The sequence below is a fragment of the Pseudomonas sp. GG8 genome (genome assembly GCF_052976945.1).
On the sequence record NZ_JBRIIP010000001.1, the window covers coordinates 1,403,383 to 1,425,109 of the forward strand.

General features: G+C 53.8%; 21 protein-coding genes and 1 pseudogene. 6 read left to right on the forward strand and 16 right to left on the reverse strand.

Features of this window, described 5'->3' with window-relative positions; all coding sequences use genetic code 11:
* Nucleotides 1–151 precede the first annotated feature (151 nt).
* Nucleotides 152–1,297 carry a lysozyme inhibitor LprI family protein gene (locus ACVBEG_RS06885; protein WP_447107512.1) on the reverse strand — a complete coding sequence of 382 codons (1,146 nt, stop codon included), beginning with the start codon at nucleotides 1,295–1,297 and terminating at the stop codon, nucleotides 152–154.
* A gap of 176 nt (nucleotides 1,298–1,473) precedes the next feature.
* On the opposite strand from ACVBEG_RS06885, the gene ACVBEG_RS06890 reads away from it, so the two are divergent.
* Nucleotides 1,474–1,692, forward strand: coding sequence for a helix-turn-helix domain-containing protein (locus tag ACVBEG_RS06890; protein ID WP_447107513.1), 219 nt, complete (start codon nucleotides 1,474–1,476; stop codon nucleotides 1,690–1,692).
* Between the two features lie 182 nt (nucleotides 1,693–1,874).
* Nucleotides 1,875–2,939, forward strand: coding sequence for a hypothetical protein (locus tag ACVBEG_RS06895; protein WP_447107514.1), 1,065 nt, complete (start codon nucleotides 1,875–1,877; stop codon nucleotides 2,937–2,939).
* 185 nt (nucleotides 2,940–3,124) lie between these two features.
* Here ACVBEG_RS06895 and ACVBEG_RS06900 read toward each other — a convergent pair whose 3' ends face one another.
* The 3 genes from ACVBEG_RS06900 to ACVBEG_RS06910 all read right to left on the reverse strand — a co-directional run bounded on the left by ACVBEG_RS06900 (nucleotide 3,125) and on the right by ACVBEG_RS06910 (nucleotide 5,505).
* Nucleotides 3,125–3,484 (reverse strand): hypothetical protein, encoded by a 360-nt coding sequence (locus tag ACVBEG_RS06900; protein ID WP_447107515.1) that lies wholly within the window; start codon nucleotides 3,482–3,484, stop codon nucleotides 3,125–3,127.
* Nucleotides 3,485–3,962: 478 nt separating this feature from the next.
* On the reverse strand, nucleotides 3,963–4,382 hold the full coding sequence (locus tag ACVBEG_RS06905) for a hypothetical protein (RefSeq protein ID WP_447107516.1): 420 nt from the start codon (nucleotides 4,380–4,382) through the stop codon (nucleotides 3,963–3,965).
* Nucleotides 4,363–5,505, reverse strand: a complete 1,143-nt coding sequence (locus tag ACVBEG_RS06910) for a polymorphic toxin type 44 domain-containing protein (protein ID WP_447107517.1) — start codon at nucleotides 5,503–5,505, stop codon at nucleotides 4,363–4,365. The genes ACVBEG_RS06905 and ACVBEG_RS06910 overlap by 20 nt, the downstream gene beginning before the upstream one ends.
* A 363-nt stretch (nucleotides 5,506–5,868) precedes the next feature.
* Here ACVBEG_RS06910 and ACVBEG_RS06915 point away from each other — a divergent pair, with 363 nt between their 5' ends.
* Nucleotides 5,869–6,516, forward strand: coding sequence for a recombinase family protein (locus ACVBEG_RS06915; protein WP_447107518.1), 648 nt, complete (start codon nucleotides 5,869–5,871; stop codon nucleotides 6,514–6,516).
* A gap of 243 nt (nucleotides 6,517–6,759) precedes the next feature.
* Here ACVBEG_RS06915 and ACVBEG_RS06920 read toward each other — a convergent pair whose 3' ends face one another.
* A complete protein-coding gene (locus ACVBEG_RS06920) occupies nucleotides 6,760–6,960 on the reverse strand; it encodes a helix-turn-helix domain-containing protein (protein WP_447107519.1) in 201 nt (66 codons plus the stop codon).
* 154 nt (nucleotides 6,961–7,114) lie between these two features.
* Here ACVBEG_RS06920 and ACVBEG_RS06925 point away from each other — a divergent pair, with 154 nt between their 5' ends.
* Nucleotides 7,115–7,678 carry a hypothetical protein gene (locus tag ACVBEG_RS06925; RefSeq protein WP_447107520.1) on the forward strand — a complete coding sequence of 188 codons (564 nt, stop codon included), beginning with the start codon at nucleotides 7,115–7,117 and terminating at the stop codon, nucleotides 7,676–7,678.
* On the opposite strand, the gene ACVBEG_RS06930 is transcribed toward ACVBEG_RS06925, so the two are convergent.
* The 6 genes from ACVBEG_RS06930 to ACVBEG_RS06955 all read right to left on the reverse strand — a co-directional run bounded on the left by ACVBEG_RS06930 (nucleotide 7,675) and on the right by ACVBEG_RS06955 (nucleotide 14,343).
* Entirely contained in the window at nucleotides 7,675–8,886 is a 1,212-nt protein-coding gene (locus tag ACVBEG_RS06930) for a phage integrase (RefSeq protein ID WP_447107521.1), read from the reverse strand. The genes ACVBEG_RS06925 and ACVBEG_RS06930 overlap by 4 nt on opposite strands.
* 422 nt (nucleotides 8,887–9,308) lie before the next feature.
* Nucleotides 9,309–10,574, reverse strand: a complete 1,266-nt coding sequence (locus tag ACVBEG_RS06935; protein ID WP_322180162.1) for an aspartate aminotransferase family protein — start codon at nucleotides 10,572–10,574, stop codon at nucleotides 9,309–9,311.
* Nucleotides 10,571–11,635: a phosphotransferase gene (locus tag ACVBEG_RS06940; RefSeq protein WP_322215422.1), complete on the reverse strand. Its 1,065-nt coding sequence runs from the start codon at nucleotides 11,633–11,635 to the stop codon at nucleotides 10,571–10,573. The genes ACVBEG_RS06935 and ACVBEG_RS06940 overlap by 4 nt, the downstream gene beginning before the upstream one ends.
* Nucleotides 11,628–12,362 carry an SDR family NAD(P)-dependent oxidoreductase gene (locus ACVBEG_RS06945; RefSeq protein WP_322180158.1) on the reverse strand — a complete coding sequence of 245 codons (735 nt, stop codon included), beginning with the start codon at nucleotides 12,360–12,362 and terminating at the stop codon, nucleotides 11,628–11,630. The genes ACVBEG_RS06940 and ACVBEG_RS06945 overlap by 8 nt, the downstream gene beginning before the upstream one ends.
* Before the next feature lie 84 nt (nucleotides 12,363–12,446).
* Complete coding sequence (locus ACVBEG_RS06950; RefSeq protein WP_322180156.1) at nucleotides 12,447–13,124, reverse strand: GntR family transcriptional regulator; 678 nt, start codon at nucleotides 13,122–13,124, stop codon at nucleotides 12,447–12,449.
* 199 nt (nucleotides 13,125–13,323) lie between these two features.
* Entirely contained in the window at nucleotides 13,324–14,343 is a 1,020-nt protein-coding gene (locus ACVBEG_RS06955) for an AraC family transcriptional regulator (protein ID WP_322180154.1), read from the reverse strand.
* A gap of 606 nt (nucleotides 14,344–14,949) precedes the next feature.
* Between ACVBEG_RS06955 and ACVBEG_RS06960 the strand changes: the two genes are divergently transcribed.
* Nucleotides 14,950–16,728 (forward strand): acyl-CoA dehydrogenase, encoded by a 1,779-nt coding sequence (locus ACVBEG_RS06960; protein WP_322180151.1) that lies wholly within the window; start codon nucleotides 14,950–14,952, stop codon nucleotides 16,726–16,728.
* Nucleotides 16,729–16,959: 231 nt separating this feature from the next.
* Nucleotides 16,960–18,456, forward strand: coding sequence for a succinate CoA transferase (locus ACVBEG_RS06965; protein ID WP_322180149.1), 1,497 nt, complete (start codon nucleotides 16,960–16,962; stop codon nucleotides 18,454–18,456).
* 46 nt (nucleotides 18,457–18,502) lie between these two features.
* Here ACVBEG_RS06965 and ACVBEG_RS06970 read toward each other — a convergent pair.
* The 5 genes and pseudogenes from ACVBEG_RS06970 to ACVBEG_RS06990 all read right to left on the reverse strand — a co-directional run.
* Nucleotides 18,503–18,622 (reverse strand): annotated as a pseudogene (locus tag ACVBEG_RS06970) (methyl-accepting chemotaxis protein); the annotation flags it as partial.
* Between the two features lie 79 nt (nucleotides 18,623–18,701).
* Complete coding sequence (locus ACVBEG_RS06975; RefSeq protein WP_322180147.1) at nucleotides 18,702–19,031, reverse strand: DUF6388 family protein; 330 nt, start codon at nucleotides 19,029–19,031, stop codon at nucleotides 18,702–18,704.
* 116 nt (nucleotides 19,032–19,147) lie between these two features.
* A complete protein-coding gene (locus ACVBEG_RS06980; RefSeq protein ID WP_322180145.1) occupies nucleotides 19,148–19,501 on the reverse strand; it encodes a hypothetical protein in 354 nt (117 codons plus the stop codon).
* Nucleotides 19,502–19,671: 170 nt separating this feature from the next.
* Entirely contained in the window at nucleotides 19,672–20,739 is a 1,068-nt protein-coding gene (locus ACVBEG_RS06985) for a diguanylate cyclase (RefSeq protein WP_447107522.1), read from the reverse strand.
* Nucleotides 20,740–20,915: 176 nt separating this feature from the next.
* Nucleotides 20,916–21,722, reverse strand: a complete 807-nt coding sequence (locus ACVBEG_RS06990; RefSeq protein WP_322180141.1) for a glycosyltransferase family 2 protein — start codon at nucleotides 21,720–21,722, stop codon at nucleotides 20,916–20,918.
* Nucleotides 21,723–21,727 lie beyond the last annotated feature (5 nt).

Consider the following 21,727-nt stretch of genomic DNA (forward strand, 5'->3'; position numbering starts at 1 on the left):
AATATTCCTTTTTGAAAGATTCTACAAAAGTACTGCTCCGGATTCGTCAGGCGAGGCCTTTTACGCTTTCTTCATGAGCAAAGTTGGTGGATGGGAACCATGTTATTGCGGGAATGTCATGCTTGTTTCTATAAATGGTTTACGTAGGTGGTCAAGCAGATCGAGGTGCAGGGTCAAACTCCAAGCACTCCGATAAAGACGTAAACCCAGCCCGCCGACAAAGCCATGCGGTGAAAAAGCTATAGCCCGCAGACGCAGCTACTATCTGAACTCTGGCTAGTCTTGCTTCTCTACGTTGGCGCGCTTCCGCCTGCGTTAATGACTCACCTTTCCTTCGTGCCTTACCAAAAAAAGAAAGCATTAAAAGCCCCACGACAATGTAAAACACAGATACCAAGGTTAGCTTTGCAACAATCGTCAATACAATATTGACTCCACCTTGATTCGTTTTTACTGAAGCATATATCGCATAGAACACCGCCAGTAGCACGCCGGTGACCACAGCAATCTGATAAACTTGATGAGGCATTCCTAGCCAGCCACAGACAAGGCCAATGAGTAAACCAGTGACCGGCAATAGATTAGTAATTGCAGCATCAGTATAATCATTGTAAATAGTGGCCTTCTCTTGACGATGCAGTTTTACTGCCCAGCACGACGATAGAATTGCTACTATCAAAGCACACTTCCATGCCACACTACCTATCTGCTGCCAGAAAGTTTCTTTCTGCGTCACGAGACCTCCTGTTCGTTGCGGCTCTTGGTTCGTCTGATACGCTGATGGCTGATAGGTGGGTGCAGTTGAAGTAGTGGGTTGTGATTTCGACTGAGAATAATCGGCCTGCTGCTGTGCTGCCTGTCGCCGCTGTTGATAAGCCTGTTCGTCCGCTATGTAAGCCTCGTGTTTGCGTTGAGCTCGGTCAGTCTCTTCTGCCTGGGATTTGGCCACGTGCTGTTGCTGCACGTACTCCAATTTCTTCTCTACTTCGGCGCTACTAAAATCATCAAGCGCCTTGATACGAGCGCTTAATGTTTGATCTAGGCATTTCTGTGTTGTGCACTGGTCACGAATAACAATCCAATCTCGCTGAGACCGGCGAAGCTCATCCTGCTGATCGGTAGCATTCAGTGCAGCCTTGTAGCGTCCGGAAAGGATGTTGTCGACGCCTGATAGATATCCATCACGGCATATCTCTTTCTCGGCAAAATTTCTTGCTTTGGTACAGTCGAAGCTGGCAGCTATCGAATTGCTGGCAAGTACTGCGAATAGCAGCGCAGTCGCACGGCGAACTACCATTTAGAAGATCTCCTATCTTAGCAACCCGAGAATGGGCATCCGCATCACGTCTTACACCCATCTCACATCCCTTATGCAGGCCCAGAAGCCAGTGCTTCAGCTAGAAGCCTCGTCAAAAGGCCAAATGTCACGATTAGTGTGTTCACGATTAGATCACATCAGCACACGATGTGGGAATGCCATCTTCCCCCTTACGTCATCGCTTCGGTCATCGGGTACGTGAGCTTCGTCTTGCCACAGGCATGACACAAGAAGCCTTCGCGGACAGGTGTGGTTTCGCTCGCACGTATATGTCAAGAATCGAGACTGGCGGGGCAAACCCGAGTCTTGATGCGATACACACGCTAGCTGTTGCACTCAAGATCGAACTATCAGACCTATTCAACGATATCTAATATCTGCCTATGGCTTATATATAGATGCCGCAAAATCTCATGCCTGCCCAGCAAAGGTTCGGTGGTCGCATAAAATACCTCATCAAACTAATCCGACAGGCCCGCTACTCTTGACTAGTCAGGATATGGGGACGGCTTAAAATAAAACTGTAAATAATAACTACATCCTAAGAGAAGTAGTTATGACTAAGTACTGCCTAAACTGCAATGTAGTAATTCCAAAGCTTTCTAAGCAATGGGCCAGTCAGAAGTACTGCACTACAAAGTGCAAAAAGGTTGGAAACCTTAAGATAAAGTCTTCAGTGACACGCGTCGAGCAGAAAAGAGCAAACTTACGCCAAAACAAAGAAGTGATCTATTTAGTAAGGCAGTGTAAAAAAGCTAAGACCGTTCAAATTTTAGAAGGTCATAGTCTTGAGTCTTTTACTAAGACTATGGAGCTTATTAGAAACAAACCTTCAGGAGAGGTGCACCTTTGTCATATAGCGCCAGTTAAGGGTAAAACCTCAAAAGGGCTACTTCACTATTTGAATCTGTTTTATGGAGGGGCTTATCAAAATAAAAAATTCAAGAATAAATATCTTGGTGGCGGATTATCCATAAGCAATAAGAAGCTTAAGGTCAAATGGAAGATTTCAGATGATATGTCGACAAATGACATTCTTGTAATGATTGAGAAATACCTGGGAAGCATAGTATCGGAATATATTAAAGCTAGCCCAGTAAAAAAATCCAAAAAAGCACAAATTGCCAATAAGATTGCTGCGCTAGATAAAACAAAGGCCTTCGATGACCTAATGCTAACTAGTTATAATCATCTAGTGGAGCAATGGGAAGAGATCAGCAATATAAAAATATTTACTCCATTTTTCACAAATCAAGAGTCAAAATATCTAACTTATATGGATGGCTTAACAAGATTCATATCTTATGGCGGCGACAGGATGTCTATGCTTAAAAGCCTAAGAAAGATAATGGTTGTAGGCTATATGGCGCTCGAGCGTGTAGAGCAGAGTAAGACGCACAACAAGGATTTTTATGTTAAGTATGAGCCGCTGATTAACAAAAAGCATGGTCAAGCTATGCTGAAAAACCCAAGTGAATGGTCTGAGTTCAAAGATCTAATATATAATGCTGCCTTCAAGGTATTGCAGGGCGGGTCGCTTGATATTAAGATATTCCGCAAGAAAATAATGTCTTACCTGACGTTTCCAGAGAAGGCGTGGGTAATTAAAGAAATACTCTGAAAGGGCGGTACTTAAATGATTGAAATGATGAAAGCGTCGATATTCATCACCCCAAGACTAGGTGTGTAACACCAATGGTGTCGATTATTCCTCTTCGAAACCATTGGCTTGGGGTTTAAATGTAGGCGCCGAGTGGCGCGCTTAAATATCTACATAGAGGTTTCGGAAAGTGGTTTTACACATCTTCACTTTGATGACATGTTAAGCTCATGTTCAAGTTGATTCACGCAGTTATCTAGCTGTGGCGCGATAGCGCCTACATTACCAGATTTTTCTCCCGCCACATTATTTACTAGAGCCATTTTGCTATCAGACTCTTTGACTTTAGGTGATGAATTCTTCATCTCGATCAAAACCTTTTTTGCATCTTCTTCTTTTGAAGGGCTTAAAGTAGCGATCGTCATCATACACTTTTTATAGAGTTCAATAGATGACAGCTCGGAAATGACAAGTTCAGACCCGTTTTTAAGATACGAGCGATATACTGCTGCTATTGTTGTTGGTATTCCAAAAACTATCAGCAGGCCGATGATGATCTTCTTCATTTTTACCTTTTGGGGCGAATTTTATGAGACATTGTATTGAATATATAGTGTAATGCAGGTTTAATATTCTAAAGCAGCATAATATTCAACTCTAATTTTCTAAGCTATTTGGTTGGTTAACGAAACTTCTGATTGGACGTAATTATATTTGCCATTCTTGTCCTTGACCCCATGCAATATGGAGCGTTTCTGACCATAGATATCTTTAACTGTATCATGCTGTATAACTTAGTTACGCGGTGTAGCGCGCCATTATAGGTGTATAGCAAGAGCGAGCATCGTAGAAAAACATTAAATGACAAAGAAGCTTGCTGGTACAATTCCATTGCTCGCCCACACCCTCAGTTTAACCGTTGTGCAGGATGACAGTCCTTTGGTGTGGGCGGGCATTCAGGTTATTTTTCCAGCCGGAACTCAGACGTTTGCAAGGGGTATCGATTTTTCCTGCGGCGGAGCCTGGGGCTGGAAATATCTCCAGTTATGGTTTCGCTGTGTCCCACTGACACTCTTTTAGCCGGTCTACATCGGTGCCGCTACCCTTGCTCATATCAATCTTGCCATCCGCATCTACGTAGATATTGGTGTTGGGCCACTTCGGCGTGATGCTGATGCAATGCCAGCGGCCTTTCTCGGTGTGCCATGAAAATTCCATGAAGAACTCACTATTTGGGGATAGAAGCCCTTTGTCACTAACACTGCTACCGGGTGCAAACCGCCCCCTGTAAATCTGATCGTTGACGTTCCAGACATAGCGCAATTCTTCTTGGCCGTTCTTGTGATAATGGACGGTTGCAGTGGGTAGGGCGCTACGCCAGAAGACAAAGGCCAATAGAGGTAGCAGCGGAATCCATAACCATCGTATGTGCTGTATCCGGGTTTTACTTACAGACGTGGTCACTGATTCCATCTCCCCAATCTTCTGGTGCAACCGCCAGCACCTCGTCCATGACCATCTTCGCCGTTATCCCGCCATGGGGGTGTTGATTGGCAAGCTTTACACCAATACTGATCGATACTCTATCAGCAACATCATCAAATGCTCGTAGTCCATCAGATAGACTCGCTGTCAAATGTGGGCCAGGGAGTTTCCAATCCGCTTTCGGCTTATCCCATATTTCATCGGCCTTCCTTACAGAGTCTGAGACGATTTGCTCAGCTCCGGCGCCATCCAGAAGAACGCTCTCTGAAAGCCCGCCGATGATTCCAACGTACCCGTAATGGATGTTCGACCAGATGTCATAGTAATAATCGTACTGCCCCTGTTTGTGCCTTACGCCGGGAAACAGCTTACGAAGCTTTGGCTTGTGATCCCAGTCTAGACCCTGACCCACTTTCTTAGTCCAGATTGCCGCTGCCGCAACCTTCTTTGCTTTTGCGATATCGCCAAAATTTGGCCGTCCACCCATGCGAGCGAGCAGCGGGAGTTCTGCAAACTGTTTTGCCGCCATGTCGGGATCGTATTCAATGAGCCTTTTCATCTCCAATACAGCTGGGTCTTGGATGTTGCGATTCATCTCACCGGCTATATAGCTGGCCAGCCCTTCCATCTGGTCAGGCTCATTGCAAACAACAGGCTCTATCTTCTCTTCTTTAGGTGCATTCGGATCAACCAAAGCATTCGCCGCTGTAGCTTTCTCCGTTAGATTTGGATCAGCAAGCAGAGTCGCCATGCGCTCATCGTCAACCGTTCCATCAGGACGGATTGCACCCAGTACAGCAAAGTTGATGATCGTAGAGCCGGGAGCAATTCCCATAACAAACCCGCCGCCGACATCACTCGATCCTGTGATGATGGTTCCGCCGTGGCTAGTAGGACTACCCAAGTGAGCCATCGGGCGACCATTCACTTGAATAGAGGGAAACCCTGTGGTGATAACAGCACCGCACCCGCACACGTCACCAACACGAGCAGAACCCATGAAATTTATATTTACGTCGGCGCTGGCTGAAGCAATCGGAGTGGTGCCATGGCCGGGCATTGGGCAGACATGCTTGTCACCCAGTCGTGCAGAGGAAATCATGAATCATCCTTGAACCGTTACGGGGAAACTCCAGCCTGTAGCTGGGGCAGAATGACTCTACCGGTAAGTTCAAACGCTGGCTGTAGGACAAATCCCAAAAGCCGTACTGAATGTTCCCTGTGCTCCGTGTCATTTAATGGGGTGGAGAATACCGGGTTGGCGATTGCTGTTGAATGGTGGCGATACGCTTCTAGGTACGGAGTCTACTGCTCGCATACCAGCATTTGACACTATCAAAGGAGTTTACCGCTACGAGAATGATAGAAGCAGAAAGGATGACTCTCACATAGGTGCTAGCGTATCTCTAAATGATAGATTATCATTGCTCTATACGTTTGCATGTCTTAATGAGAGTTTTCTTCTATGGTCTTAGCACACCTCTATCTCCGAGCGTCAACACAAGATCAGGATGCGAACCGGGCCCGTGCAGCTTTGCTGGCTTTTGCTGCCAGCCGAAACTATGAAGTGGCAGGGATCTATGCCGACAATTTCTCCGGCACCAAACTGCAACGGCCTGAACTCCACAGGCTGTTGACCAGCGCGGAGTCTGGACAACTCTTGTGTGTTGAGTCGGTGGATCGCCTTTCTCGGCTCAGCCAAACGGATTGGGAAATCCTCAAAGGAACGATCAACTCAAAAGGTTTGAGGTTAGTGGTGGCTGACTTACCTACTAGTTGGGAACATCTCGACAACCACTCTAGCGGGCGCAGTGACATTGCGGGTTCTGTAATGCACGTGATCAATAACATGCTCATTGATCTGATGGCGACGATGGCCCGCCTTGATCAAGAAAAGCGTGTCGAGCGGATTAGGCAGGGCATCGCCAACAAGAGGGCGGCTGATCCGTCCTGGAAGGCTGTAGGGAAACGGAAGAATACCGAGAAATGGCAGCGGGTAGAAAAGCTTCTCAAAGGTCAAACTGCCTCGAACATGACAATTAAAGAGATTGCCCAAGCTGCAAGTGTCGGCGAAGCCACAGTTTACAGAATCAAAAAAGAGCTTGGCGCGTAACCTTATTATCCTGCTTTGTCTCCCTGTCATTCATGTCAAAGGCGATTCTAATCTCAGAATCGCCTTTCACGTCTCCGCCATGATCCTGCCTCTAATCAGATGAGCCTTCAGTAATATGAATGGTTACCAGCTCAACTCTGTGAACACCGAGGCGGCGAAGGGCTTCCAAATCCGCTAAAAGGACCGTTCCTGGCAACACCAGTATGCCAAGCACGTTTCCAGCGAGATCTACTATGCGAAGACTCACCGGCTATTTTCCTGAGCTTGCCGTTTGACGAATGCTTCTAGGGTTTTCACTCGTACCAGCCTGCGTCTCCCCAATTTGAATGTCTGAATCTCCCCGTTATTAATCATTTCATAGAACATGGATCTGGCAACGCCAATCAAGCGCGCGGCATCTTCTACCCCGACAGAGATAGGTGCTAAGGGGCTGGTGTGGTTCATAAGGTGGCCTCTGCTGCTTCATGACGCAGCGACTGCTGCATCCGTGGAGCCACAATAAGTGTGGTGCCACAATCATGTCAACACATTTACATTGTGTGTCTGCCAGGAATGTGGGAACCTTGCTGGCATCCATAGACGTCTGGGGAATGTAGCGATGGCCATAAGGAAGAAAGTAGAAACGATTCACCTGCGAGTTAGCGCAACCTCCAAAGCCTGTCTTGAAGGGCTGGCAAATGTGATGGGGAAAACGTCTACGCGTGTGCTTGAAGAGCTGATAGCTGAAGCAGCAGAGAAATGCGTTGTCGAAGGGATCGACGCAACAATTGAGGTCAATCTCTATTCGGATGGGGAATGGACGTTGCAGAAGGCGTTGCAATTGGCTCATATACCCGAAGAGCCAATTCTCAAAAAGCTTAGGACGTATTTTTTGGCAGACGAAGCGCTGAGTCGAAAGGACTGCATTCTTTTAGAGGCAATTTTGTGGTCACCCGATGTCTTCTCCGGCGACACGGATATATTTCTCGAGTCGGAGCGTATTTTCAAAAATCCAGTTAAGGAGCACCCTCACGACATTAGGGCCTTTAAAATTGACCTTGATGAAATAAATCGTCAGATGTCATTGCTAGAAGAATTTGCGGAATTCCGATTGAAAAACAAATCGGTGTCCCCCTCGTACGTAGAGTACCTGCGGATGAAAGAGGCAAAGCCAAAGAGCTAGATGAGCTCTACGGCCGCCGCTTTAGTCCCAGGGGCCAGATGCGCATAACGCAGAGTCATTTTAATGTCTCCATGCCCCAATAGATCTCGTACCGTGTTGAGCGGTACTCCGGCCATTACTAGTCGGGATGCGAAGTCGTGACGCATATCGTGCCAGCGGAAGCCGATCACCTTGGCCCTTTCGAGTAGTTTTAGCCATGCGCTTTTCACGTCTTCAAAGCGGCCGCCTTCTTGGTTTGGAAACACATAGAGGGCCGTCGCTGATTGCTTTTTCCATTCTTCAAGTACGGCTACGACTTCCTTATTCATAGGAATGTGTCGGGTTTCGCTGGTCTTTGTTGTGTCACCAGCGACGGTGATGGTCTTTGTAATGAAGTTTACCGATGACCATTTGAGGTCAAACAACTCTCCACGTCTCATGCCAGAATTCAGCGAGACGAGCACCATTGGTTTAATGTGATCAGTGAAGTGTAGACCCAGCAAGCTTTGCTTCTGTACTTGGCTCCGATCTGCGCGCCATTTGTTCGCGCTTTCACGTTCGGCCCGCATTTCGTCTTGTCGTGCATCCAGAGCTGCGCGTAGGCGCTTGTTCTCGTCTTCATCTAAGTAGCGCACCAACCCCATGGAATCGACCTTGAGTTGTTTTACTTTTGCCATAGGGTGGACGGTGATGTATTCCCATTCTACTGCCCGACTAAAAACGCCGCTGATTGAGCCCATCTTGCGGTTGACGGTCGAGGGCTTGTTGCCGGACTGCATCCAGGTGGTGCGGATCTGGTCGAGGTCGCGACCGGTGATTGCGTCGATCCGCTGAGCCATGATCGTGTCGAAATTGTTGTCCAGCGTGTGCAACGTCTTTTCGTGGCCCTTATGGTGAGTTTTGAACCACGGCATATAGGTGTCGTCGATAAACTCGCGTAGTGAGGGGAGGGCAGTTCCTTTTCGGCCGTGAGTGACTGCAAGAGGCTCGCCGTGTTTACGCGCTTCATATAGGTACTGAGTCGCTTCCTGGCGGGCTTGGTCGAGCGTAAGGATACCGACTCGTCCCAACGCCTTTTTGCGCGCGCGTCCCCACCTGACAATGTACGACTTGGCTCCGGCTGCCGTGACACGCACGTATAGGCCTATTACGATGGTGTCGTGGACCTCGTACTCCTTGCCGGTGACTTCCAGGGAAGACAGTAGTTTGCCGGTTAACTTTTCTTTCACCTGATCCCCGTGGGTGCAATATGGGTGCAAAAAACACTATACGGATCTGTCTTCTCGGACGCAATCGGACTGAAGCTCCTGTAATTACTGGGGTTTCCCTTTGCCTGTTGGGGTAAAATTGGCCCTCCTAAGGGGAAGGCTGGCAGTTCGAACCTGCCCTGGGACACCATATAACCTGCCACTCTCTCATTTTCAGCTGTTGCAGTTCACCGCTTTCGGTCACTGCATTCGAAATGTCCTCTGCATTGCTCACCCCCCCTTATCGCTGCCTGTCTTGGATTGGGAGTATTGGGGTGAATGTGCGCAGCTGGCGCCCAGCAGTGTGCCTGGACGCCTGAATGGATGACGGATTACCCCATATCAGGACCTGCTGCGGGGGCCGATGCTGGCTCAGCCAAGTCGGCGCCGGTAATGAGTGACGTTCAGCGCAGGTCGTTCAAGGTTGCATCCAGGCGCTTGAGCAGCAGATCCGCATGCTCGCGGGCAAATACCAAGGGTGGGCGAATCTTGAGGATGTTGGCCATGGGACCGGTCGAGCTGATCAACACCTGACGGCGGCGCATGCCGTTGACGACCGCGGCGGCGGCGGTTGTCGCCGGGGTTTGCGCCTGGCGGTCAACAACCAGTTCAACGCCGATGAACAGGCCCTCGCCGCGTACATCGCCAATGACTTCATGGCGCTCGGCCAGTTTGCGCAACCCCTCCTTGAGATAGCCGCCGACATCGCGGGCATTGGCTTGCAGGTCTTCTTCGCGCAGCACGCGCAGCACCGCATGCGCAGCCTTGCAGGACACCGGATTACCGCCGTACGTATTGAAATAACGCTGCTGGCGACCGAATTGATCGAATAGCGCCGAGCGCCCGACCACGGCGGCAACCGGATGGCCGTTGCCCATGGGTTTGCCGAGCGTGACCAGGTCCGGGGTTACCGAGTCGCGGGCAAACCCCCAGCGTTGCCCTCCGGTGCGACCAAACCCCGGCTGGACTTCATCGGCGATATACAGTCCGCCGGCGTCTCGCACGCATTGCGCGGCAGCGGCCAGTTCGCCGTTCGCGGGGCTGAACACCCCGTCACTGGAGAAAATGCTGTCGACCAGCAACGCCGCAGGCTTGATGCCGTGAGCGTGCATATCTTGCAGCGCAGCTTTCACGTCGCCAAGGAAATCGGCGGATCGGCGGTAGGAATCCGGAGCATCGACCAAGCGTACATGGCTGGCGGTGGGGAGGCCGGTGGCCAGTGATGGCGAGACCTCAGCCAAGGCGCTGGTCACGCCGTGGTAGGCCCAGCGGGTGACAATGATGCCCGTTCCACCGCTGTGGCAGCGCGCGATGCGCAACGCCAGGTCATTGGCTTCGCTGCCGGTGCAGGTCATGGTCATGTTATCGAGTAGTGGAGGAAACTCGCTGAGCAGATCTTCGGCGTAATCCACGATCGATGGGTGCAGATAGCGTGTGTGGGTATTGAGCAGGGCGCTTTGCTCGGCAATGGCTGCGACCACAGCAGGGTGGCAGTGACCGATGGACGCCACGTTGTTATAGGCATCCAGGTAGGCGGTGTTGTCTTTGTCATACAGCCACACGCCTTCACCCCGCACCGGCGCGAAGGGTTCCTCATAAAACAATCGATAGCTGGCGCCCAGTGCGCGTTGGCGACGGGCGAGCAATTCAGCGGTGGTGGGCGAACTCATGGCACCTCCGGGGTGCAGGCATTGATCAGGCTTTGGGTCAGCAGCCCTTCGGGCATAGCGGTGAGGCATTGCAAATTGCGCCAGCTGGTGCGCAGGTTGCGTAGCACATAGGTGCGGTTTTCCGGATACAGGCAGGCGCGCCACCGGGCGATGGTGATTGCCATGGCCATGCGCATGGCCATCAGTTCGCCGAGTACAGCCAGCTCCTCGCGCTGCAACGGGATCCTTGCGTCGTAGGCGGCGACAAAGGCCTTGATCTGCCACAGTGGGTCGGTGGCGTCAGCGTCGAACTGGTATGAGAGAGCCGTCCCCAGTTCGTTGATTAGCGGGGCGTGCAGAGCGTCGCCGAAGTCGATGATGGCCGCAACGCGGCTGGCGGTTTCGCAGTCGAGCATGACGTTGTGCGGGTTCAGGTCGTTGTGGATCACCTGCGCACGGAGCGTGGCCAGACGCGGTTTTACGCAGGTCGCGTAGCGGTCCAGCAACGTGGAAACCAACGGCAGTTGATCGGCTTCCAGGTAATCCAGATAAGGCCTGACGCGTTCGGCGTGGCCGACATCCCAGAGCAGGTTGCGATGGGCGGCCGGGTGCTGGAAGTCCTTGAGGGCCAGGTTGACTTCGGCCAGGGAGGTACCGAGTTCGTGCATCAGTGCAACGCTGGGTTGGCCAAGATTCTGCGAAATACCGTCCAGGTAGCTGACGGTGCGCAGTGTCAGTGGCTGCTCGCTCACCAGCACTTTCGGTTCAACCTCACCATTGCGTGCTGGCAGAACACGCGGAACCGGCAGGTGCGCGCCGTGCCGCTCAATGTGCAGCAACGCCTGGGTCTGGAAGCTGATGACATTGGGATCTTCGGCTGGGTTGATGAATTTCAGGACGAAGGCGCCTTGCCTGGACTGTATGAGAAAGTTGGTGTCGCGTTCGCCATTCAGTAGCTTTAGCGTGCCCTTGAGGCCGTATACCCGATCAGCTATCTCCTGCACCGTGGCAAGATCCACCGTCGGCGCCTGCGTCGTCATCAGGTCGGTGCAGCCCCCCTTGTCCATGACCGCCTCAGACATGCTGACCACCATTGACGTGAATTTCCGCTCCGTTCACGTAAGAAGCGCCGCTGGTGCAGAGGAAATAGATCAGCGAGGCCACTTCCTCCGGTTTGCCCAGGCGATTCATGGGCACCAGTCGCTCGACGATGTCGGTGGTGCCCGGAGACAGGATGGCGGTGTCGATTTCGCCGGGGGCAATGGCGTTGACCCGCACCCCGTGCGGGCCGAAATCATAGGCCATTTCCCGAGTCAGGGCCGAGAGCGCAGCTTTGGAGGTCGCGTAAGCGACACCGGCGAAAGGATGTACTTTGGATCCCGCAATTGACGTGACGTTGATGATGCTGCCCTGAGCGGCTTTTAATTCATCGAACAGGCCGCGAGCCAGTAACGCGGTGGAGAACAGATTGACATTGAACACCTTCAACCACGTGGCGTAATCGGTTTCCAGCACGCCGAGTCGGCCGCCTTCCGGACCTTTTGGCGATATGCCAGCGTTGTCCACCAAGGCATCAAGGCGTCCCCCCAGTTTTTCCTTAATGGTCGCCAGGCTGGCGCTGACGCTGTCGATGTCCTCCAGATCCAGATGGATATGATTGAGCAAGCCTTCCGTCCAAGGGCATTCAGCGACCCAGTTTTGCCGGGAAGCGGTGAATACTTCCCACCCAGCCGCATTGAAATGCTTGACCGTCGCATGACCAATGCCGCGGCTGGCGCCGGTTAACAGTAGCTTTTTTTTCTCGCTCATGAGCACGGTCCTTCGTAATTGAAGTTTGATGCATCATGTTTTTAGGCGTGCAACTAGTCAATAGGGGCATGAGAGAAAGTTTCGTCAGGAAGCCGCTTCCTGGTTGACGGCTATGAACTCCAGCATTTTTTGATTGCCGTCGAGAATGTCTGCCTGGATTGCGTGTTTGGCGGCTGCCGCATCCTGCTGACGCAGGGCATTGAGTACTTCGACATGGTGTTCGATGGCCATGGTCAGGGAGAAATGCACGTACGCCTGAGCGATCAACGGTCCTGCGCGCATCCACAGACTGTCCAGATAGCTACGCAGCAAAGGCATGCGTGCAGCTTCCGCGATCAAAAAGTGAAACTCGCTATTCAGGCGTAGCGCTTCAGGAAGGTCGCTATTGTTGATGGCTTCGAGGTTGAGCTGAATGTTGGCGTCGATGCGCTTAAGGTCGTTTGAGGTTGCAAGCCGCGCGGCGGTTTCGGCACCAAGGCCTTCAAGATTCAGCCGCAGTGTGCGGATTTCCAGATAGGCCGCACTGTCGAGCACCGGTACTCGGATGTCTTTGGGGGTCTTGAGCACCAGAGCTTTCTCTTTCGCCAGTTGCAGAATGGCGTCTCGCACGGGTGTGACGCTTGTTCCCAACTGACTGGCCAGCTCCCGGATGCGTAGTCGATCGTCAGGCTTGAGGCCGCCTGTGATCAGCGCGTTGCGCAGTTTGGAGTAAACGTTGCTGCCCAGATAAGTGTGAGTGATAGCGTCGAAGGGGTAAGACATGAATCACCGAATGCATGGAGCTGTTTGGCCAAAGACTATACAACATGATGCATTAAGCCTTTTGCGGAAATTGGCGTAGCGATAACGGTGCGCAACTGGCTGGGTAACATCGACTCGATTTCGTCCTTGGTCACCCACGCGATCGATTCAGACCCACAGAACGCGAAGCCCCCTGAACCGTCCGAAAAGATACTGTGGGCTATTTCTTTTGGCGCGCGACGTCTCTGTAGGTTTTGGGCAACTCCCCGGTCCATTGCCGAAACGCTCGGGTGAACGCGGACGGCTCAGAAAAACCCAGCATTTGGGAGATGAGGCTGATCGACATCGACGTCTGGCTCAAGTAGTGGATCGCCATGTCGCGACGCACTCCGTCCTTGAGTCGTTGAAATTGGCTGCCTTCGGCTGCGAGTTTTCGCCTCAGCGTTCTCTCCGTGAGGTGCAACTCAAGGGCGGCACTCTGAGTGGTTGCCTCAGCCAGGTCTTCGGAACGCTCCAGATGATCCAACACCCGCCGTGTATAAACCGGGTAGTAGGCCGGGCGAGTGAACCAGTCGACCGGTGCCCGTTTCAAGTGATGGCCGAGGGTCTCGGGCGTTTGCACCAACGGTGCCGTGAGTATCGCGGCATCGAATACCAGGCAGGTCACGGCCTGGTCGAACATTGCCGGACAAGGAAACATCAAGCGGTATTCGGTCAGGTGTTTGGGCGCAGGATGGTCAAACGCGACATATTTCAGGGGAATCCGCTGGCCAACCAACCAGCTGGGAAACCGATGCCACAGCAGCAACAGGAAACCTCTCAACAAGTAATCCGGGTCTTTAGCCGGGTCCTTGAGCGCCATCGAAAAAATCGCCTCATCGCCGACGATGTCGAGCGACAGATGCAGGGAGTCATTGACCACGTTGTAGAAGTGGCTGAGCTTGTAATACACCGAATGCAGGTTGTGCGAATGAACGACCTGCTTGGCCATGATGGCAAAGACACCCTGTGGACAGCGTTGCGAGCCCATGCCAAGAAACTCGTCGTCGGCCAGGCGCCAGACGGCCCGCATCAGGCGGCTGAATTGGTCAGGCGTGATCCGCAGATGGGCATTTTCCAGCATGCGCCGGTTAAGGCCCGCCTCCTTGAGCAGCACCGCTTCGTCGAGGTGAAGACGGTGGCCGGCATTCATCAACATTCGGGCGAAATGGATAGAGATTGAATAGCGTTCGATGCCCATCGGAGGCAGATTCCTGCAGCATGTGCGGTCAGTTTATCGCCTAAGCGCTGTCCGTTAATGTCTATTTTTAGACTGGTTTCGTTATTGTCGCCAAGGGGCCTCCCGATAGAAGCTAGCCGCCACCTGCAGACGCTTGTCTGACCCGGCCAGAACGCTGTTATTGCCTGACTCTCCAAGGAAGCCCGTCCGTGCACGTGCAAGTAGCAGACGCGGTTACCGTCCACCAGAACGTGACGGCACCCGGAACAGGCGCATCCCGCCTGAAAAACCGCACGCTAAACGAATGGGCGCGCCACCGTTGTAGGGCGTACGTACGCCCGCACGACGCACAGCCTTCCCGATACGCGCCAACCGCCGCACCGGTTCCCGGGCAAGTCCGGCACCGATGAGCGCAATTGCACCTGCGACGCAGTGGTCATTGCCAGCGCCACCTAGTGCGTAACGGTTGAAGCAAGAGGTCCGCGAATATGGCCAATTTAGTCGATTACCGGGTGCTGTTAGCCAAGGCCTGACGTGACTCAGGCCGATACCGAACATCGCCCGTTATGCCCCCCTGTGGCTGACACAGGCGGCCTGCCTAACGCATCGTTTTAGAGAGGAAACATAATGAGTGATTACGCCCACCCCTACCGCGACACCACGTTCGTCCTCAAAGAACTGGTCGAATTTGAAGCCTTGTGCGCGTCGGCTCATCTGGACGATATCAACGATGAGCTGGTGTCCGCGATTCTGGCCGAAGCCGGTCGTCTGGGCTCCGGGGTATTGGCACCACTCAATCGGATTGGCGACACCCAAGGCGCGCGCCTGAATGAGCAAGGCGTGCAGGAAGCTCCAGGGTTCGCCGACGCCTACCGCCAATTCCAGGCTGGCGGCTGGCCTTCATTGACTGCAGCCGAAGCCTGGGGCGGCCAAAACCTCCCCAACGTGATAGGCACCGCCGTCAGTGAAATCTGGCACTCGGCCAATATGGCCTTCGCCCTCTGTCCGATGCTGACCCAAGGCTCGATTGAAGCGATCGCGCACCATGGCTCGCCCGCCCTACGCGAGGCTTACCTGTCCAAACTGGTCAGCGGCGAATGGACCGGCACCATGAACCTCACCGAACCCGATGCAGGTTCGGATTTGGCCGCCATCAAGAGCCGAGCCATCCCTCAGGGTGATCACTACCTCATCAGCGGGCAAAAAATCTTTATCACCTGGGGCGACCACCAGATGACGGACAACGTTGTCCATCTGGTACTGGCCCGGCTGCCGGATGCACCGGCCGGTGTCAAAGGGATTTCCCTGTTCGTGGTGCCTAAATTCCTGCTGGATGCTCAAGGCAAGCCCGGCGCACGCAACGATGCCCGCTGCATTTCCCTGGAACATAAACTGGGCATCCACGGCAGCCCGACCTGCGTCATGAGCTTTGGCGACAACGGCGGGGCCATCGGTTATCTGGTGGGCGAACCGCACCAAGGGCTGGCCTGCATGTTCACCATGATGAACCACGCCCGGCAAAGCGTTGGCCTGCAAGGGCTGGCCATCTCGGAACGGGCTTACCAGCAGGCGCGTCAGTACGCAAAAGATCGCCTGCAAGGGACGCGTAAGGACGGCAGCCGCTTCTCGATCATCCATTTTCCCGATGTCCGTCGCATGTTGCTTCAGATGAAATCGTCCATCGAGGCGATGCGGGCCCTGGCGTTGGTGGCCGCTGCCGAAGTGGACCGCACTGCCCACGCGCATGACGCCGACGCCGCGCAGGTTCATCAAGGTCGCGTCGACCTGCTCACACCCATCGTTAAGGGGTGGCTGACAGAAATGGCGCAAGAGGTGACCTCGCTCGGTGTGCAAATTCACGGCGGCATGGGGTTTATCGAAGAAACCGGCGCAGCCCAGCACTACCGTGACGCCCGTATCCTGACCATTTATGAAGGCACCACTGGCATCCAGGCACTGGACCTGGTTGGGCGCAAAACTCTGCTCAATCAGGGCGAACTGCTCACCCGTTTGCTGGACGAAATCGGTGAAACCGTCGCCCTGCTGCAAGGCTCGGCCACTCTGGCCCACCAGGCCGAGGCACTGGACGATGCCTTGTGCGCTGGCCGCGCCGCTCTGCGCGTGCTCCTCGACAATGCCAAAAACGACGCCCACCTGGCGGGCAGCATCAGCGTCAATTTCATGATGCTGTTCGGCTACCTATGCGGGGGCTGGTTGATGGCCCGCTCGGCACTCAGAGCCCAAGCCCTGCTGGACTCGGGCAACGGCGACCCGCAGTTCCTGGACGCCAAGCGGATCACTGCCGACTTCTATGCCGAGCAACTGCTGCCTCGCGTGCACGCCCTGCTGGCGGCGATTAGCAGTGGCAGCAAAAGCATCATGGCGCTGGACGATGAGCAGTTTTGAGCCTGCGCGGGCCTGATTGACCCACGTGATGGCCCGCACCATGAGCCGTGGCGACAACGTTTAAACGTCGTCGTCCGCCTTGATCGTCTCGGCCTCTGCTTGTGCCCAGACTAACGAACAATCCGACGAGCAGTGCTTCTCAGAGGCCCTGCCCGGTATGGGCGCGAGTACCGGTTGAACGGCAGATGTCCGGTGCCCCGCCTGCTATTCCCTACATTCGAGGTTTTTTCCATGCACGCTGCGCGTATCCGGCTGGCTTCCTTGCACGACAAAATCATGAGTGCAACACAGGCCGCCCTGCTCATTAAAGACGGCATGACCATCGGCATCAGTGGTTTTGGCGGTGCCGGAGACGCCAAGGCAGTCCCCCTGGCCTTGATCGAGCAGGCCAGGCACGACCCGCTGAAAATCAACCTGATCACCGGCGCCAGCCTTGGCCGTGGTCTGGACGGGATGATGGCCGAAGCGGGTCTGTTGGCCCGACGCATGCCGTTTCAGGGCGACGCTGTGCTGCGCAAGGCCATCAACGAAGGCAAGGTGATGTTTATCGACCAGCACCTCTCGGAAGTGGTCGAGCAGTTGCGCGATGGCTACCTGCCGACCCCGGATATCGCAGTTATCGAGGCGGTGTGCATCACCGAACAGGGGCATATCGTGCCCACCTCGTCAGTGGGCAACTCGGCCACCCTGGCACTGGCCGCCAAACAGATCATCATCGAACTCAACCTGGCGAGCAGCCCTCATTTCGAAGGGCTGCATGATATCTACCAACCCCAGAATCGCCCTCACCGTGGCCCGATCCCCGTCCTCCAATCAAACAACCGCATTGGCAGCCATGCCATCGAGATCGACCCGTCACGCATCGCCGCCATCGTCATCTGCAACACACCCGAGGCGGCCGTTCCCATGTTGCCGCCTGACAACGACACACAGGCCATTGCCAATCATTTGGTGCGGTTTTTCGAGATCGAGGTGGAAATGGGGCGTCTGACGAGAAACCTGGCACCGCTGCAAGTGGGGGTGGGTTCCATCGCCAACGCGGTGATGTGCGGCTTGATCGACGCCCCGTTCAACGACCTGGTGCAGTACTCCGAGGTGTTGCAGGATTCCACCTTTGACCTGCTGGATGCCGGCAAGCTGAAATTCGCCTCGGGGTGCTCCATCACCCTCTCTGGCGCCTGTGGCGAGCGGGTCTTCAAGAACCTGGAAAAATACGCCGAGCGCCTGGTCTTGCGCCCACAGGAAATCACCAACCACCCGGAAGTAATCCGGCGCCTGGGGATCATTGCAATCAACACCGCGCTGGAGTTCGACCTGTATGGCAACGTCAACTCCACCCACGTCGGCGGTACACACATGATGAACGGTATTGGCGGCTCGGGGGATTTTGCCCGCAACGCCCACCTATCGATATTCGTGACTAAATCAATTGCCAAGGACGGGAACATCTCGCGCGTAGTGCCCATGGTCAGCCACGTCGACCACACAGAGCATGACATCGACATTCTTGTAACCGAACAAGGGCTAGCTGACTTACGGGGCCTTGCGCCTCGGGAGCGAGCGCGAATCATCATCGATCACTGTGTACACCCGGACTACCGCGAGGCACTCAATGATTACTTCACCGCCGCCTGTCGTCTAGGCGGGCATACCCCTCACGACCTCAATCAAGCATTGAGCTGGCATATCCGCTTGAACGAAACGGGCAGCATGCTGGCGGCCCACTAGCGAGCCGAAGTCTGCGTCTCGAACAACCACCCGCTCAAGGTCCTCGCCGGCCCCTGAGCGAGTGGTTTTTGAGCATGGTTTGGATCTGCTGAGCCGACTCCCAAGTGCGCATCGCCAGGTTGCGCACTTCGTCGGTCACCACGGAAAATTCATGTCCCTGCTCGCCGCGCACGTCTTCGGGTGGATAGGCATTGGCGCCGTCCACGCAACACGAACCTGCCCTGGACACCAAATCTTTCAGGCACTCAAGCCTTCAGGCCGTGCATCTCGCAATACTCCGCCCACTCCATGCCCGCCATCTCGGCAACTTCCTTGTGCACCTCAATCCGTTGCGCCTCAAATTCCTCAGGGGACGCCGCCGTCAATTGCAGGGTCAGTTCCCAGGCAAAGAAGCCCAAGCGCTCAGCCTCGGCCTCAAACGCCTGGTGCAGTCGCTCATCGCGGTATTGTGCCAACGGCACGCCGGAGGCCTGGGCCTCGAGCGGATTCAGGTTGTCCAACTCTTCGCGGAGGGCAGGGTGCTCCGCAAGAAATTTATCCAGTGCTATTTGGTGCGGCTGTTCAGTTTGGATCATGCAAAGTCCTTAAACGGCTGTGGGTATCGTTGTGGTCGATCAACTCATCCTCTATGCCGCCCTGGTCTGGTCGGGCGGCATGTCTTGCGTTGCCGTGTTGAATGCCATGAAGACCTTTAATCGTCCGATCTTCGTCCGAGCCTTCCGGTTTTTAAACTGTCCGTGTACCTGCGAAGCATGCATTCATCTTCTTGAAGCGACAGAATTACTTTCCCGATCAACTGAGAGGCTTGTTCATTGCCGCCTTCGATCAGCTGCGTTGAACAATCTGAAAGCTGACTCATCGTCTGCTTTAGATTGTCAGCTACATCACCAAGATCGCTTTCCATCGAGCTATTTTTTTGTAGTTTTCTCATAAAGCCGCCTTGGCAAAAAAGTGTGTTGTAACCATTGGCCATCATCTGTTTTGAAGTGCTCGGCCCCCTTGATTTTAGTCGCTGCTTTTCCTTGCCGTGGTTTTCCGTTATCAAATCAGTGCGCTAGCCGGCTGCATGAAGAGCGTAAGGGCCGCTGGCTATTTGTTCGAGAGCAGCACCCGGATGGGGAGGAGTACTGGCAGGCCATGGTCGATGGTTGTTTGCGTACGCTGAACTTCAGGGGCCCGTCTTCCTGCGCGGATGCTGGTAGCACTGCAGTCGTGTCAGGCACTCGCGCGCATCGAGTCACCTTCGAAACAAGCGACTTGGTTGCGTCCACGCGCTTTTGCTTCGTACAGTGCCAAATCCGCTTGTTTGAACCATTCATTGAACAACATTGGATTGTCGAATGCGGTTAGACCGATGCTTAAGGTCGCAATGGCCGTCTGTTTTTGACCGAACACAGCGTCAGCGATCTCTACCCTCACCCTGTCAAGCACCTGAAAGGCGGTCGCCCTGTCGGTATCAGGCAGGAACACACAAAACTCATCCCCACCGAATCTCGCGACAATATCAGTTGAACGCAGGTTAGACCTGAGCGCGGAAGCTACGTGTCGCAGGACTTCATCCCCAACAAGGTGGCCATGCGTGTCGTTAATCTGCTTGAAATGATCCAGGTCTACGAGTGCTAGACAGCCATTCGAGACGCCATATCCGCAGCGTTTATATTCGTTTTCGAGCAGCGCGTTCCAGTAACGACGGTTATAGAGACCTGTCAGGCTGTCGGTCTCACTCAGCTCACGCAACACTTTACGGTTCTGCCCTAGCCGAAGCGCCAGCCGGTATAACGTCCAACCGATGACCAGTGGCTGGATGATGATCATCGGCATCGACGAATAGACCACTAAGGGACTGCTATAAAGTGAAAAACTTAAGCCGAACATTGCGACGGAGACAGCGATTCCCGCCATTTTGGCCAGCCAGCCGCGTAATACAAAGGCCATTCCGCCTGTAGCGACGTTGTTCATTGCCAGCATCGAGAGCATCACCACGCTGGGGAGCAAGTTGAACCCTATGGCGGCGACCCAAAACGCGGAAAAAGCTGAGTCAAGCAGGACACTGCGCCGTTCGATATCCGCGGGATGCTCGGCGGATCGTGCCAGTACGAAGGCTATCCACGGCCAAACGAAGCAAAAAGTGATGAGCAGTGCCCATATGAAAGGCGGACGACCTTGCTCCCAAAAGACCCCGGCGACGCAGAAAAAACCAGCGGCCAGCCCTATCGCACGAGGCATCAATGCGCGTTTTGCGAAGGCCTGGCTCCTGTTCCTTGCTCCGAATGAACTCGTCATTACTGTATCCATACATCGAGATTATGCAGCTACGACCTCGCTCAAGCGCTGGCCAAATCGAGCATGAAAATTTATGCACGTTCGATAACTTAACAGACTTGTCGAGTTGTATATCAAAATGCCATTGTTTGCGGCGGGAATGCTTCTGGTGGCCCATAAGCTGTACGGATTACAGCCTACGGGTTGTAAACTCCAAAACAGGCCCGAAACAGCACCTCAAGCACTGACAGGTTGCCCTTGACGCTGCTGATCTTTGTCGGTACTTCGCCTTTTGGATAGCGCCTGACGGTCGGTAGCTCGACACAGCGATAACCCAGTTTCGGTGCGCGGTAGGAGAGGTAAGCGAGTAGTTCGTAGGTCATGAACACATCGCGGAATATCGCCACCTTCGGGTCCAACAGCAGTTTGCGGCTGTAGGCACGGAAACCCTGGGTGGTGTCTGTCCATTTAAAACCGGAAGACAGACTCAGCATTGGCGCATGGATAAAGCGGATCGCGAAGTCTCGCGATTTAGGGGTGTTCTCTGCGACGCCTCCCGAGACAAAACGGGACGCCTGGACGAAGTCCACGCCTTGCTTGAGCGCGTCGATGAAGCGAGGTATGGCTTCAGGATCGTCCTTGTCGTTACCGTCAATCGTGACGATGCCCTCATAGCCCTGATCGAGTGCAAAGGCGTAAGCGCAACGCAGTTGAGCGCTTAACTTTCCCGGAGCGGTTTTGAGCAGCAGCCCTCGCACCCCTACCTGCTGTAGCGCGTGCAGCTCAAGCGAGCCATCTGTGGTTCCGCCATCAACGATTATGATGTCGGCAGTGTCTTGAATGTTGAGGGCCGCCATCCTGGCCAACAGGCTCTTGATCCGTTCACCTTCATTGATGACCGGAATCACCACGCACCAAGGGTGCTGGCGGCCGAGCCATAGCGGGGTTTGAAAGGAGGGCACTTGCCAGGTCTTACGCCCGTCAGGCGTTATATCGGTTGGCATCATTG

What these genes read in the sequence shown, in the direction of transcription:
- ACVBEG_RS06925 (WP_447107520.1), top strand. Translation starts at nt 7,115, where the DNA reads ATGGCCATAAGGAAGAAAGTAGAAACGATTCACCTGCGAGTTAGCGCA.
- ACVBEG_RS06915 (WP_447107518.1), top strand. Translation starts at nt 5,869, where the DNA reads ATGGTCTTAGCACACCTCTATCTCCGAGCGTCAACACAAGATCAGGAT.
- ACVBEG_RS06920 (WP_447107519.1), bottom strand. Translation starts at nt 6,960, where the DNA reads ATGAACCACACCAGCCCCTTAGCACCTATCTCTGTCGGGGTAGAAGAT.
- ACVBEG_RS06900 (WP_447107515.1), bottom strand. Translation starts at nt 3,484, where the DNA reads ATGAAGAAGATCATCATCGGCCTGCTGATAGTTTTTGGAATACCAACA.
- ACVBEG_RS06985 (WP_447107522.1), bottom strand. Translation starts at nt 20,739, where the DNA reads ATGACGAGTTCATTCGGAGCAAGGAACAGGAGCCAGGCCTTCGCAAAA.
- ACVBEG_RS06950 (WP_322180156.1), bottom strand. Translation starts at nt 13,124, where the DNA reads ATGTCTTACCCCTTCGACGCTATCACTCACACTTATCTGGGCAGCAAC.
- ACVBEG_RS06910 (WP_447107517.1), bottom strand. Translation starts at nt 5,505, where the DNA reads ATGATTTCCTCTGCACGACTGGGTGACAAGCATGTCTGCCCAATGCCC.
- ACVBEG_RS06975 (WP_322180147.1), bottom strand. Translation starts at nt 19,031, where the DNA reads ATGATCCAAACTGAACAGCCGCACCAAATAGCACTGGATAAATTTCTT.
- ACVBEG_RS06990 (WP_322180141.1), bottom strand. Translation starts at nt 21,722, where the DNA reads ATGCCAACCGATATAACGCCTGACGGGCGTAAGACCTGGCAAGTGCCC.
- ACVBEG_RS06945 (WP_322180158.1), bottom strand. Translation starts at nt 12,362, where the DNA reads ATGAGCGAGAAAAAAAAGCTACTGTTAACCGGCGCCAGCCGCGGCATT.
- ACVBEG_RS06940 (WP_322215422.1), bottom strand. Translation starts at nt 11,635, where the DNA reads ATGTCTGAGGCGGTCATGGACAAGGGGGGCTGCACCGACCTGATGACG.
- ACVBEG_RS06960 (WP_322180151.1), top strand. Translation starts at nt 14,950, where the DNA reads ATGAGTGATTACGCCCACCCCTACCGCGACACCACGTTCGTCCTCAAA.
- ACVBEG_RS06885 (WP_447107512.1), bottom strand. Translation starts at nt 1,297, where the DNA reads ATGGTAGTTCGCCGTGCGACTGCGCTGCTATTCGCAGTACTTGCCAGC.
- ACVBEG_RS06955 (WP_322180154.1), bottom strand. Translation starts at nt 14,343, where the DNA reads ATGGGCATCGAACGCTATTCAATCTCTATCCATTTCGCCCGAATGTTG.
- ACVBEG_RS06890 (WP_447107513.1), top strand. Translation starts at nt 1,474, where the DNA reads ATGCCATCTTCCCCCTTACGTCATCGCTTCGGTCATCGGGTACGTGAG.
- ACVBEG_RS06935 (WP_322180162.1), bottom strand. Translation starts at nt 10,574, where the DNA reads ATGAGTTCGCCCACCACCGCTGAATTGCTCGCCCGTCGCCAACGCGCA.
- ACVBEG_RS06895 (WP_447107514.1), top strand. Translation starts at nt 1,875, where the DNA reads ATGACTAAGTACTGCCTAAACTGCAATGTAGTAATTCCAAAGCTTTCT.
- ACVBEG_RS06965 (WP_322180149.1), top strand. Translation starts at nt 16,960, where the DNA reads ATGCACGCTGCGCGTATCCGGCTGGCTTCCTTGCACGACAAAATCATG.